At 67.4% G+C, this 13,283-nt stretch carries 12 protein-coding genes; 10 read left to right on the top strand and 2 right to left on the bottom strand.

The annotated features are described in order from the left end of the window. Positions 1-72 precede the first annotated feature (72 nt). From AC5RTY_RS00060 to AC5RTY_RS00035, 6 genes are all read left to right on the top strand, one after another. Positions 73-1,719: a peptide ABC transporter substrate-binding protein gene (locus AC5RTY_RS00060; RefSeq protein ID WP_494138762.1), complete on the top strand. Its 1,647-nt coding sequence runs from the start codon at positions 73-75 to the stop codon at positions 1,717-1,719. A gap of 124 nt (positions 1,720-1,843) precedes the next feature. After that, positions 1,844-2,770, top strand: a complete 927-nt coding sequence (locus AC5RTY_RS00055; protein WP_494000313.1) for an ABC transporter permease — start codon at positions 1,844-1,846, stop codon at positions 2,768-2,770. Then, positions 2,763-3,731: an ABC transporter permease gene (locus tag AC5RTY_RS00050; protein WP_494000312.1), complete on the top strand. Its 969-nt coding sequence runs from the start codon at positions 2,763-2,765 to the stop codon at positions 3,729-3,731. Before AC5RTY_RS00055 ends, AC5RTY_RS00050 begins: the two co-directional genes overlap by 8 nt. Next, the gene (locus AC5RTY_RS00045) at positions 3,728-5,419 is read left to right on the top strand and encodes a dipeptide ABC transporter ATP-binding protein (protein ID WP_494012585.1); all 1,692 of its coding nucleotides are present in this window, start codon (positions 3,728-3,730) and stop codon (positions 5,417-5,419) included. Before AC5RTY_RS00050 ends, AC5RTY_RS00045 begins: the two co-directional genes overlap by 4 nt. Before the next feature lie 159 nt (positions 5,420-5,578). After that, positions 5,579-7,501, top strand: a complete 1,923-nt coding sequence (typA, locus tag AC5RTY_RS00040) for a translational GTPase TypA (protein WP_494012584.1) — start codon at positions 5,579-5,581, stop codon at positions 7,499-7,501. A 10-nt stretch (positions 7,502-7,511) separates the two neighbouring features. After that, on the top strand, positions 7,512-8,006 hold the full coding sequence (locus AC5RTY_RS00035) for a hypothetical protein (protein WP_494025514.1): 495 nt from the start codon (positions 7,512-7,514) through the stop codon (positions 8,004-8,006). A gap of 24 nt (positions 8,007-8,030) precedes the next feature. Here AC5RTY_RS00035 and AC5RTY_RS00030 read toward each other — a convergent pair whose 3' ends face one another. Next, the gene (locus AC5RTY_RS00030; RefSeq protein WP_494012582.1) at positions 8,031-8,525 is read right to left on the bottom strand and encodes an ArsR/SmtB family transcription factor; all 495 of its coding nucleotides are present in this window, start codon (positions 8,523-8,525) and stop codon (positions 8,031-8,033) included. Positions 8,526-8,593: 68 nt separating this feature from the next. Between AC5RTY_RS00030 and AC5RTY_RS00025 the strand changes: the two genes are divergently transcribed. Beyond that, entirely contained in the window at positions 8,594-9,910 is a 1,317-nt protein-coding gene (locus AC5RTY_RS00025) for an MFS transporter (RefSeq protein ID WP_494012581.1), read from the top strand. Here the strand turns inward: AC5RTY_RS00025 and AC5RTY_RS00020 are convergent. Then, positions 9,898-10,146, bottom strand: coding sequence for a putative acetyltransferase (locus AC5RTY_RS00020; protein WP_494012580.1), 249 nt, complete (start codon positions 10,144-10,146; stop codon positions 9,898-9,900). The two genes, AC5RTY_RS00025 and AC5RTY_RS00020, sit on opposite strands and share 13 nt — an antisense overlap. Before the next feature lie 91 nt (positions 10,147-10,237). Here AC5RTY_RS00020 and fdxA point away from each other — a divergent pair, with 91 nt between their 5' ends. From fdxA to AC5RTY_RS00005, 3 genes are all read left to right on the top strand, one after another. Further along, entirely contained in the window at positions 10,238-10,561 is a 324-nt protein-coding gene (fdxA, locus tag AC5RTY_RS00015) for a ferredoxin (RefSeq protein ID WP_127511272.1), read from the top strand. Positions 10,562-10,566: 5 nt separating this feature from the next. Continuing rightward, positions 10,567-11,694, top strand: coding sequence for a succinyldiaminopimelate transaminase (gene dapC / locus AC5RTY_RS00010; RefSeq protein ID WP_494012579.1), 1,128 nt, complete (start codon positions 10,567-10,569; stop codon positions 11,692-11,694). Positions 11,695-11,856: 162 nt separating this feature from the next. Further along, on the top strand, positions 11,857-13,140 hold the full coding sequence (locus AC5RTY_RS00005; protein WP_494000304.1) for a citrate synthase: 1,284 nt from the start codon (positions 11,857-11,859) through the stop codon (positions 13,138-13,140). Positions 13,141-13,283 lie beyond the last annotated feature (143 nt).

Here is a 13,283-nt window from a genome sequence, read left to right as displayed (position 1 = left end):
GAGATCCATGCCGGCGCGGAAAGGTCCGGCGTCACAAGCCGCCGGATGGAGCACGGTACCTGAGGAGGCGGCATGCGTTTCGCTCGAACATCCCGACTGGTTGGACTGGCCGCCGCGGCAGCGCTCGCGGTCACGGCCTGTGGGGGCGGCGGTGGCGGCGGCGGCGGCGGCACGGAGGCCGGCGGCGGCAATGCCGAGGCGGTGATCACGGCCAACAGCACCGAGCCGCAGAACCCGCTGGTCCCCACCAACACCAACGAGGTCGGCGGCGGCCGCGTGGTTGACCTCATCTTCGAGGGGCTGATCAGCTACGATCCCGAGGGCAAACCGGTCAACGGGGTGGCGGAATCCATCGAGACCGAGGACTCGCAAAATTACACGATCACCCTGAAGCCGGACCAGACGTTCACCAACGGCGACCCTGTCACCTCCAGCTCCTTCGTGGACGCCTGGAACTACGGTGCCGCCGTCGAGAACGCCCAGCTGAGTGCCTATTTCTTCGAAAGCATCGAAGGATACGACGAGGTCAGCTCCGAGGGCGCGACCACGAAGGAGATGTCCGGGCTCAAGGTCGTCGATGACACGACCTTCACCGTGGCCTTGAGCCAGCCCGAATCCGACTGGCCGTTGCGCCTGGGCTACACGGCCTTCGTGCCGCTGCCGCCCGTGGCCTTCGAGGACATGGAGGCCTTCGGGGAGAACCCGGTCGGGAACGGTCCCTACATGCTGGGCGGCGACGGCGCGTGGCAGCACGACGTGCAGATTGAGCTGGTGCCGAACCCGGACTACCAGGGCACCCGGACCCCGCAGAACGGCGGGATCACCTTTAAGTTCTATTCGTCCTTTGAGGCGGCCTACCAGGACCTGCTCTCGGACAACCTGGACGTGCTCGACACCATCCCGCCGAGCGCGCTGGCAAACTTCAAGACCGACCTCGGCGAGGGCCGCTGGCTGGAAAAGCCGTATGCCGGCAACCAGACCATCGTCATTCCCCAGTACCTGGACGAATGGACCGGCGAGGCCGGGCAGCTGCGGCGCCAGGCCATCTCCATGGCGATCAACCGTGACGAGATCACCCAGGTGATCTTCCAGGGCGGCCGGCAGCCGGCCACCGAGTTCACCGCCCCCGTGCTCACCGGCTACAGCGACAGCATCCCGGGCAACGAAGTGCTGCAGTACAACGAGGAGGAGGCCAAGCGGCTGTGGGCGGAAGCCGACAAGATCGAGCCGTGGGGCGACAAGACATTCACCATCGCTTCCAACGCCGACGGCGGCCACAAGGAATGGATCGAAGCAGTCGTTAACGGCCTGAAGAACGTGCTCGGCATCGACGCCCAGTTCGAGTCGTACGCCACCTTCCCCGAGCTGAGGACCAAGGTGACGGCGAAGGAAATGACCGGCGCCGCGCGTGCCGGCTGGCAGGCCGACTACCCGTCGCTGTACAACTTCCTCGGCCCGCTGTACGGCACCGGAGCGGGTTCCAACGACGGCGACTACTCCAACAAGGAATTCGACCAGAAGCTGCGTGACGGGCTGGGGGCGGCCACGCCGGAAGAGGGCAACCAGATCTTCAACGAGGCGCAGGAGATCCTGATGCGGGACCTGCCCGCCATCCCGCTGTGGTACCAGGTCCGGCAGGTCGGCTGGAGTTCCGTCGTCGACAACGTGGACACCGCCTGGAACGGGGTGCCGATCTACCACCGGATCACCGGCAAGTGACCCCGGGCGTTGCGGGGCCTGGCCACGGCCGGGCCCCCGCAACGCGCCCCAGCTCCCGATCCCACCGAGAGGCAGGATTGATGATCCATCACTTGGCGGCACGCCGGGCGCAAGGAGGAAGCTAGTGCTCTGGTACATCTTCCGCCGCTTCCTGCAGATGATCCCGGTGTTCTTCGGCGCCACGTTCCTGGTCTATTTCCTCGTTTTTTCGCTGCCGGGTGATCCCATCCAGGCCCTGTTCGGCGACCGGGCCGTCAACCCCGCGGTGGCCGCCCAGCTCCGGGCGCAGTACAACCTGGACCAGCCGTTCCTCATCCAGTACGTCCTCTACCTGAAAAACCTCGTCACCTTCAATCTCGGCAACGACTTCTCCGGCAGGCCCGTCGCCGAGGTGCTCGCCCAGATCTTCCCGGTCACGGTCAGGCTCGCCATCCTCGCGCTGATCTTCGAAGCCGTCTTCGGCATCCTCTTCGGATTGATCGCCGGGCTGCGGAAGGGCCGGATGTTCGACGGCACCGTGCTGGTCGCCTCGCTGATCGTCATCGCCATCCCGATTTTCGTCCTCGGTTTCGTCCTGCAGTTCCTCGTCGGCGTCAAGCTCGGCTGGGCCAGACCCACGGTCGGCGCCCAGGCTGGCTGGTCCGACCTGATACTCCCCGCCGTCGTGCTGGGCCTGGTGTCGCTGGCCTACGTGCTGCGCCTGACCCGAACCTCCATCATCGAGAACATGAACGCCGACTACGTGCGCACCGCGATGGCCAAGGGATTGTCCCGGCCGCGGGTCGTCGTCGTGCATATCCTGCGGAACTCGATGATCCCGGTCGTGACGTTCCTGGGCGCCGATCTCGGAGCCCTGATGGGCGGGGCCATCGTGACCGAGGGCATCTTCAACGTCCCCGGCGTCGGCCAGCGCCTGTACCAGTCGGTGCTGCGGGGCGAGGGCCCCACCATCGTGTCCATCGTCAGCGTGCTCGTGCTCGTGTACATTCTGGCCAACCTGCTGGTGGACGTGCTCTATGCCTGGCTCGACCCGAGGATCCGTTATGCCTAGAGAACCGCTGGAACGCGACAACCAGGCCATCGAGCATTTCGTGGCGCCCCTGGACGAAACGCCGCTGCTGGCGACCGACAAGGTCGACGAGGATGTCCAGCCGCTGAGCCTGTGGGCCGAAGCCTGGCGGAACCTGCGGAGACAACCGCTCTTCATCATCTCGGCGCTGCTGCTGGTGCTGGTCATCGTCGTGGCGCTCTTCCCGTGGATCTTCACCCAGACGCCGCCGGCGCAAAACTGCCTGCTGGCCAATTCCGACGGCGGACCGGCGCCCGGGCACCCGCTGGGGTTCACCAAGCAGGGCTGCGACGTCTATTCGCGCATCATCTACGGGACCCAGGCGTCGCTGACGGTGGGTATCTTCGCCACGCTCGGCGCCCTGCTGATCGGCGGGACGCTCGGCGCCATCGCCGGGTTCTACGGCGGCTGGCTGGACTCGGTGATCGCCCGGATCGGCGACGTCTTCTTCGCGCTGCCGCTGATCCTGGGCGCCATCATCATCATGCAGTTGCCGTTGTTCCGGGCCAACCGCAACGTCTGGACGGTGGTCATCACGCTGGTGGTCTTCGGCTGGCCGCAGGTGGCCCGCATCACCCGGGGCGCTGTCATTTCCGTGCGGAACGCCGACTTCGTCACGGCGGCCCGGTCGCTGGGCGTCTCCAGGCTCGCCGCCCTGGTCAAGCACGTCATTCCCAACTCGCTGGCGCCCGTCATCGTGGTGGTGACCGTGAACCTGGGCATCTTCATCGTCGCCGAGGCCACCCTGTCCTTTTTGGGCATTGGGCTGCCGCCCGACGTGATGTCCTGGGGCAATGACATCTCCACGGCCCAGGTGTCGCTGCGCTCCAACCCGGCCAGCCTGCTCTGGCCGGCACTGGCGCTGTCGGTCACCGTGCTGAGCTTCATCATGCTCGGCGACGCCCTCCGCGACGCACTTGACCCGAAGGCGAGGAAGCGATGACGCACATCCGCGAAGTCGAGGGCGCCGCGCCCCTGCTGCAGATCAAAGACCTGGCGATTACGTTTCGAACGTCCACCGGCGACGTGGAAGCGGTCAAAGACGCCCACCTGACCGTCATGCCGGGGGAGACCGCGGCGATAGTGGGCGAATCAGGCTCGGGCAAGTCGACCACCGCGCTGGCGGCCATCGGCCTGCTCCCGGAGAACGGCCGGGTCTCCGGCGGGCAGATCGTCTTCGCCGGGGAAGACCTGGCCGGCGCCAGCAGCCAGCGGATCGTGGAACTGCGCGGCAATTCGATCGGCATGGTGCCCCAGGACCCCATGTCCAACCTCAACCCGGTGTGGAAGATCGGCTTCCAGGTCAGGGAAACGCTGCGCGCCAACGGGCTCCGGTCCGATAACGCCGCGGTGGCCAAAGTGCTGGCCGAGGCGGGGTTGCCCGATGCCGCCAGCCGTTCCCGGCAGTTCCCGCACGAGTTTTCCGGCGGCATGCGCCAGCGCGCCCTGATCGCCATCGGCCTGTCGTGCCGGCCGCGGCTGCTGATTGCCGACGAACCCACCTCGGCCCTCGACGTGACGGTGCAGCGCCAGATCCTGGACCACTTGGAATCGATGACCCGGGACCTCGGCACCGCCGTCCTGCTGATCACGCATGACCTGGGCCTGGCCGCCGAACGTGCCCGCAAGGTGGTGGTGATGTACAAGGGCCGGGTGGTGGAGTCGGGTCCTGCCCTGCAGATACTGCAGAACCCGCGCCACCCCTACACCCGGCGGCTGGTCGAGTCCGCGCCGTCCCTGGCCTCGCGGCGGATCCAGTCGGCGAAGGCCGCCGGCATCGAAACCACGGAACTGCTGGCCCCGGTCGGCCAGGAGGCCCAAGCCACGGACAATGTCATCGAGGTCAAGGACCTGACCAAGGTCTTCAAACTGCGCAGCGGGTTTGGGAAGTCCACCGACTTCACCGCCGTGGACAACGTGTCCTTCAATATCAAGCGCGGAACCACGATGGCGGTGGTGGGGGAGTCGGGATCCGGCAAGTCCACGGTGGCAAAGATGGTCCTGAACCTCGAGTCGCCGACCAGCGGCCGCATTGTCTTCGACGGCGTGGACATGACCGGGCTCAACGCCAAGGCCCTGCTGGCCTTCCGTCGGCGGGTCCAGCCGATCTTCCAGGATCCCTACGGATCGCTGGACCCCATGTACAACATCTTCCGCACCATCGAGGAGCCGCTGCGCGTGCACAACATCGGCGACCGCAAGAGCCGCGAAGCCAAGGTCCGGCAGCTGCTGGACCAGGTGGCGCTTCCGGCCTCCGCCATGCGCCGGTTCCCGAACGAGCTCTCCGGGGGCCAGCGCCAACGGGTCGCCATCGCCCGTGCGCTGGCCCTGGATCCCGAGGTCGTGATCTGCGACGAGGCCGTCTCCGCGCTGGACGTGCTGGTCCAGGCCCAGATCCTGGACTTGCTGGCGGGCCTGCAGCAGGACCTGGGGCTGAGCTACCTGTTCATCACGCACGACCTGGCCGTGGTCAGGCAGATCGCCGACCACGTCACCGTGATGGAAAAGGGCAGGGTGGTGGAGGCCGGCACCACGGACGGCGTCTTCGATTCTCCGCAGCAGCGGTACACGCAGGAGCTGCTGGCCGCCATTCCCGGCGCGAGCCTGGAGTTGCCGCCGGAGGTGGCCTGACACGGGATTCCGGCCCCGTCGCCGGCCCGCGGTCCGGGCCCCGTTAGGCCATGAGTGGCGTTGCGGATTACAATGGAGTGCCTACCCGCATCCGGGCACGGCGCTGGCTGTCCGATATTAGGCCCAGGTTCCATGTAATCCACGGAAGAGTAATCCCGCATGTCTGAAACCACCGCATCGACGCAGAGCGCCGTCCGCAGCGACCTTCGCAACGTCGCGATCGTAGCCCACGTCGACCACGGGAAGACCACCCTCGTGGATGCCATGCTGAAGCACACCGGTGCCTTCTCCAGCCACGGCGAAACCGAAGAGCGCGTCATGGACTCCGGGGAACTGGAACGTGAAAAGGGCATCACCATCCTGGCCAAGAACACCACCGTGTTCTACTCCGGTCCGGCCGCCCAGGGCGAGACCATCACCATCAGCGTGATCGACACTCCCGGCCACGCCGACTTCGGCGGCGAGGTGGAGCGCGGCCTGTCCATGGTGGACGGCGTGGTTCTGCTGGTTGACGCTTCCGAGGGCCCGCTGCCGCAGACCCGTTTTGTGCTGCGCAAGGCGCTGGCCGCCAAGCTCCCCGTCATCCTGGTGGTCAACAAGACCGACCGCCCGGACGCCCGCATCGACGCCGTCGTTGCCGAGGCGATGGACCTGCTGCTGGGCCTGGCCTCGGACCTTGCCGACGAAGTCCCCGATCTGGACCTGGACGCCGTCCTCAACGTTCCCGTTGTCTACGCCTCCGGCAAGGCCGGCCGGGCCTCGCTGACCCAGCCCGCCGACGGTACCCTGCCGGAAGACGAGGACCTGGAGCCGCTGTTCGCCACCATCATGGAGCACGTGCCGGCCCCGTCCTATGACCCCGAGGGCGTGCTGCAGGCCCACGTGACCAACCTTGACGCCTCCCCGTTCCTGGGCCGCCTGGCGCTGCTGCGCATCTACAACGGCACCCTGCAGAAGGGGCAGACCGTGGCCTGGGCCCGCCAGGACGGCCAGCTGAAGAACGTCCGGATCTCCGAACTGCTGGCCACCAAGGGACTGACGCGCGTGCCGGCCGAATCCGCCGGCCCGGGCGAGATTGTCGCCGTCGCCGGCATCGAGGACATCACCATCGGCGAGACCCTGACCGACGCCGAGAACCCGCAGCCGCTGCCGCTGATCAAGGTGGACGACCCGGCCATCTCGATGACCATCGGCATCAACACCTCGCCGCTGGCCGGCAAGGTCAAGGGCGCCAAGGTCACCGCCCGCCAGGTCAAGGACCGGCTGGACAAGGAACTGGTGGGCAACGTCTCGCTGAAGGTGCTGCCGACCGAACGCCCGGATGCCTGGGAGGTCCAGGGCCGCGGCGAGCTGGCACTGGCCATCCTGGTGGAGCAGATGCGCCGCGAGGGCTTCGAGCTGACCGTGGGCAAGCCCCAGGTGGTCACCAAGACCATCGACGGCAAGGTGCACGAGCCGATGGAGCACATGACCATCGACGTGCCCGAGGAGTACCTCGGCGCCGTCACGCAGCTGCTGGCCGCCCGCAAGGGCCGGATGGTCAACATGGCCAACCACGGCACCGGCTGGGTCCGGATGGAGTTCATTGTTCCGGCCCGCGGACTGATCGGTTTCCGCACCCGGTTCATGACCGAAACGCGGGGCGCCGGCATCGCCGCGTCCATCTCCGAGGGCTACGAGCCGTGGGCCGGACCGATCGAGTACCGCACCAACGGTTCGATGGTGGCCGACCGGGCCGGCGTGGTCACGCCCTTCGCGATGATCAACCTGCAGGAACGCGGCTCCTTCTTCGTCCAACCCACCTCGGAGGTCTACGAAGGCATGATCGTGGGCGAGAACTCGCGCGCTGACGACATGGACGTGAACATCACCAAGGAGAAGAAGCTCACCAACATGCGTGCCGCTTCCTCCGACAGCTTCGAGAACCTCACCCCGCCGCGGAACCTGACCCTGGAGGAGTCCCTCGAATTCGCCCGCGAGGACGAGTGCGTTGAGGTCACCCCGGAGGCGATCCGCATCCGCAAGGTGGTCCTGGACGCCAACGAGCGGCTCAAGGCCGCCCGTGCGCGCGCCCGGGCATAAACTGGACCCTATGACAGAGCAGAGGCAACCCGCCGGAGACCGCGGCGGGTTGCCTTCCGCTGTTTCCGGGCAGGGCCCCGAACGGCGCGCGGCACGACGGCGGCGTCCCGCCTTCCACGGGTGGGGCACGGCCGTCTTCGGCGCGGTGGCGACGGCGGTCGCGGGCACGGCCCTGCACTCGCAGATTCTCTATGCCGGGGAGTCCGGGTATCCGTGGGGCGCCGCGGCAGCCCTGCTGTTCGCCCTGGCGGTGATGGTCTGGGCCGGACTCAAGACGCACAACGTCCTGATGGCCGGCCTCACGGGCGTCCTCTCCTACGTCCTCGTCGGGCTGATGGCGATGGCTCCCGGCGGCGAGCCGCTGATCGTCACGGGAACCACGGCGGCGGTGGAACTGCCGATCGCCGTGGCGGGCCGGATCTGGATGATCGGGCTGGTTTTCGCCACCATCGCGGCGCTGCTGGCCTGCGCCTGGGCGCTCAAGCCGCGGCGGGCCGGCGCCTGACGGGCCTCGCCCGCGCGCCGGGCGTCAATTCGCCGTCTGGTCCAGATGGTGCGCCATGAAGATTGAGGTAGCGGTCCCGTCCTCGTCGGCGGGCAACATCGCGTATTCCTCGAAGATTGCACGGATCTTCGCCAGCATCTCCTCGCGGTGCGCGTCGTTGAGCTTAATGCCCATCCGCGTGGTTTCGATCTCGTCCGGGGCCAGGCCGTCGATTTCCTGCAGGAAGGTCTCCACCAGCACCGGTGCCGCGTCCGGCATCTTCGCGCCCCAGGACATCCGGGTGGCGCGGTAGGGGACTTCCTTGGCCCCCCGGTTGCCCTTCCGCGGTTCCTCGGCCTCCAGGAAGCCGGTGTTGAGCAGTGTGCGCACGTGGTGCAGCGAGGTGGCCGGATTCAGGCCGAGCAGCTCCGCGATCTCTTTATTGGTCCGGGACCGGTGGAGGCAGAGCCGGAGAATGCGCAGCCTTACCGGGGAGCTGAGCGCCCGCCCGGCGGCTTGCAGGTCCTGATCCGTAGGCATGTCTCCAGCATACGACACCGGGCACCTAATGATTGACTTTCCCCAATCGCTACCCGAGACTGTGACCTGTGACCCAGCTACCCGCGCCCGGGGCCTCCGGAACCGCCCCGGCGGCCGGCGCCGCCCACCCGGGCGGGGCATCGCCGTCGTTATGGCGGGACCGGAACTTCCGCACCTTCTGGTCGGCCCAGGCGCTCAGCCAGGTCGGGGCCCAGATCGGCCAGCTGGCCGTCCCGGTGCTCGCCGTGGCCGTGCTCGGGGCCAGCGAATTCCAGGTGGGTGTCCTCAATGCCAGCGCCACCGCCGCCTTTCTGCTGATCGGGTTGCCGGCGGGGGCCTGGGTGGACCGCTGGCTCAAACGGCGGGTCATGATCACGGCCGACCTGGTCCGTGCGGCCGCGATGCTGTCCGTGCCGCTGCTGTGGTGGGCGGGCGTGCTGCAGATGTGGCACCTGTACGCGGTGGCGGCCGTGATCGGCTGCGCAACGGTGTTCTTCGACGTGGCCTACCAGAGCTACATCCCGGTCCTGGTGCGCGGCGACCAGGTGTCGTCGGCGAACTCCAAGCTGGAGAGCACCGCGCAGCTGGCGAGGATGGGCGGACCCGCCGCGGGCGGCGGCCTGCTGCAGGTGATGGCGGCTCCGCTGCTGTTCCTGGCGGATACGCTCGGCTACCTGTTCTCGGCCCTGTTCCTGGTCCGCACCTCGGACCGGGAAATGCCTGCTCCGCGGCACGGCCGGAGGCCGCTCGCGGTGGAAATCCGGGAAGGGCTCGGCTTCGTGGTCCGGCACCCGCTGATCAGCCGGATAGCCGCGTGCACGGGCCTGACAAATTTCTTCGCCGGACTGGCCTTCACGCTGTTTCCCATCCTGGTGCTGCGCGAACTGGGTCTGGGCCCGGCCGCGCTGGGGCTGGTCTACTCGGTCGCCGCGGCCGGCGGGCTGCTGGGAGCGGTGGCGGCGCCCCGGCTGGCGAAGCTGACCGGCGAGGGGGCCCTGATTCCGCTGGCCAGCGTTGCCTCGGCGGTCTTCCTGGCGGCGATGCCGTTGTCGGTGCTGATGCCGGACTCCGCCTCGGCACTGTTCCTGCTGATCGTCGGCGAGGCCGGCGTCTCCTTCTGCTCCCTGGTCTACAACGTGATGCAGGTGACGATGCGCCAGCGGGTCTGCCCGCCGCGGCTGCTCGGGAGGATGAACGCGTCGATCCGCTTCGCGGTGTACGGTGTGTTGCCGCTCTCCGGGCTGCTGGCGGGCCTGCTCGGCGGAACCATCGGGTTGGTGCCTACCCTGTGGATCGGTGCGGCCGGGTCCGCGCTTGCCGCGGCGCCGGTGCTGTTCTCGCCCCTGTGGGCCCTGCGGAAACTGCCGGACAGCTACGAGGGCTGACCGCCGGCCCGCGGGCGGCGTCGCGGCGGGGCGGGCGGCACCTGCTTGGCCGCGGCCACGGCCGGCAACGGGACGACGACGTCTCCGCGCCTGGTGCCTACCGTGCAGCTGTCGGCGTCGACGGCCCGCAGTTCGCCGAGCACGTCGGTGAAGCCGCCCTCGATCCGGTACCGAACCACCACGCGCGTTCCCGGTGCTGCTGCGGCCAGGAACGCGGCGGGGGTAGCGGGTATCACGTGACCATCTTAGGCGGGCCGCGCCCGGCTGGGGAGATAATGGTCCCAACGGATACGCTAGTGGGAACTGTTCAGAAAGGTGCTGACGGACGTGACGTACGTAATCGCACAGCCGTGCGTGGATGTAAAAGACAAGGCATGTATCGAAGAATGCCCGGTGGACTGTATCTACGAAGGCGAACGGTCCCTGTACATCCACCCGGATGAGTGTGTCGATTGCGGCGCCTGCGAACCGGTCTGCCCGGTCGAAGCCATCTACTACGAGGATGACACCCCCGAGGAGTGGGCGGACTACTACAAGGCCAACGTGGAGTTCTTCGACGATCTGGGTTCCCCGGGCGGTGCCGCCAAGCTGGGCAACACCCACAAGGACCACCCGCTGATCGCCGCGCTGCCGCCGCAGAACCAAGACTGAACTCGATGAGTCCTTTCGGCCTGCAGCTGCCGGAATACCCGTGGGACGCCATGGCGCCCTACGCGCAAAAAGCGGCCGGGCACCCCGGCGGCGCGGTGAACCTGTCCATCGGCACGCCGGTTGACTCCACTCCGGCCGTCGTCCGGGAGGCCCTGGCCGCGGCCGCCGATGCCCCGGGCTACCCCACGACCCACGGCACCGCCGAACTTCGGGAAGCGATCACGGATTGGTTCGGCCGCCGTCGCAACGTTCCCGGCCTGGATCCGGAAGCGGTCATGCCCACCGTCGGTTCCAAGGAGCTGGTCGCCTGGCTGCCCACCTTGCTGGGACTCGGGGCGGGCGACGTGGTGGTGCGCCCCGTCGTGGCGTATCCGACCTACGACATCGGCGCCATCCTCGCCGGCGCAACCCCGGTGGCGGCGGACAACCTGGCGGACCTGGATGCGCAGACCAGGAGCCGGGTGAAACTGGTGTGGGTCAACTCGCCGGGCAACCCGACGGGCATTGTCCGGGACCGGGCAGAGCTGCGCACCCTGGTGGAGGACGCCCGCGGCCTGGGCGCCGTGGTCGCTTCCGACGAATGCTACGCGGAGCTGGGCTGGGGCGCCTGGGACACCGCCCGCGGCGGGCAGGCCGTGCCGAGCGTGCTGGACCCGTACGTCGCGCAGGGCTCGCACGAGGGCCTGCTGTGCGCATACTCGCTCAGCAAGCAGTCAAACCTTGCCGGGTACCGTGCCGCGTTCCTGGCCGGCGACCCGGCGCTGATGCCGAACATCATCAACAGCCGCAAGCATGCCGGCATGATCGTGCCGTTCCCGGTCCAGGCCGCGATGCTCGCCGCCCTGCGCGATGACGCCCACGTCCAGGAGCAGAAGGACCTGTACCGGAGCCGGCGCGAGCGGCTGTTGCCGGCGCTGGAGAATTTCGGCGTGCAGATCCGCCATTCCGAGGCCGGGCTGTACCTGTGGGGGAGCGCGGGGGAAGATACATGGACCACCGTGGGCCGTCTGGCCGAGCTGGGCATCGTCACCGGACCCGGCGTGTTCTATGGCGAGGCCGGCAACGGCCACATCCGGGTGGCGCTGACCGGCAGCGACGAACGGATCGACGCCGCCGTCGAGCGGCTTTCCTGACCCGGCCCGGCAGCGCCCTGACTGTGGATATGAACAAAAATATATGTCGCGGATTAGATATATCCGTGACTCTACGGGTAGCGTTTTACCCGAGTATGTGCATGCTCAGTGCCACAAGCGCCCGGCGTGCCGTAAGCTTCTAAACCTCCTGAAGGGGACTCAATGACTGAGCAGACCGGTGCCAAGCTGCACTTCGATGGCGGCGAACTCGAACTCCCACGGCTCAAGGCCGCCGAAGGCAACGACGGTTACGACGTATCCAAACTGCTGAAGCAGACCGGCGCGGTCACCTTCGACCCGGGGTTCATGAACACGGCGGCGACCACCTCGGCCATCACCTACATCGACGGCGACGCCGGTGTGCTCCGCTACCGCGGCTATCCGATCGAGCAGTTGGCCGAGCACTCGAGTTTCCTCGAAGTGTCCTACCTGCTGATCTACGGCGAACTGCCCACCCCCACCGAACTGGAGGAGTTCGACCACAAGATCCGCCGCCACACCCTGCTGCACGAAGAACTCAAGGGCTTCTTCGGCGGGTTCCCGCGCGACGCGCACCCGATGCCGGTGCTCTCCTCGGCGGTCAGCGCGCTGTCCACCTTCTACCAGGACTCGCTGGACCCGTTCGATGACAAGCAGGTGGAGCTCTCCACCATCCGCCTGATGGCGAAGCTGCCGGTGATCGCCGCCTACGCGCACAAGAAGTCGATCGGCCAGGCACTGCTCTACCCGGACAACTCCATGAACCTGGTGGAGAACTTCCTGCGCCTGAGCTTCGGCCTGCCCGCCGAGCCCTACGAACTGGACCCGACGGTGGTCAAGGCCCTGGACCTGCTGCTCATCCTGCACGCTGACCACGAGCAGAACTGCTCCACGTCCACCGTGCGCCTGGTGGGCAGCTCCAACGCCAACATGTTCGCGTCCGTCTCGGCCGGCATCAACGCGCTGTTCGGCCCGCTCCACGGCGGCGCCAACGAGGCGGTGCTGAACATGCTCCGCCAGATCCAGGCCAGCGGCCAGGAGCCGGAGCAGTTCATGGAGAAGGTCAAGAACAAGGAAGAAGGCGTGCGCCTGATGGGCTTCGGGCACCGCGTCTACAAGAACTACGATCCGCGCGCCCGCCTGGTCAAGGCCACCGCGCACGAGATCCTGGGCAAGCTCGGCGGCAACGACGAGCTGCTGGATATCGCCATGCGCCTGGAAGAGAAGGCGCTGGCGGACGACTACTTCATCGAGCGCAAGCTGTACCCGAACGTGGACTTCTACACCGGCCTGATCTACAAGGCCATGGGCTTCCCGGAGAAGATGTTCACGGTGCTGTTCGCCATCGGGCGCCTGCCCGGCTGGATCGCCCAGTGGCGGGAAATGATCAAGGACCCGCAGACCAAGATCGGCCGCCCGCGGCAGCTGTACACGGGCGCGCAGGAGCGCGAGTACCCGGCCCGCTAGTACGACGGCGGAGCACGCCATAACGCCGACGGCCCCCGGAGCGATCTGAACTGCTCCCCGGAAGTTGGACTGAGAAATTCAGTTCCGACTCCTGGGGAGCAGTTTTATGCATGCATGTAGTTCGTTATCCGAGGATCAGCGCG

Source organism: Arthrobacter sp. Y3224055 (genome assembly GCF_059090825.1).
The sequence above is the reverse complement of the archived record's forward strand: the minus strand, read 5'-3'. Positions and strand labels throughout refer to the sequence as shown.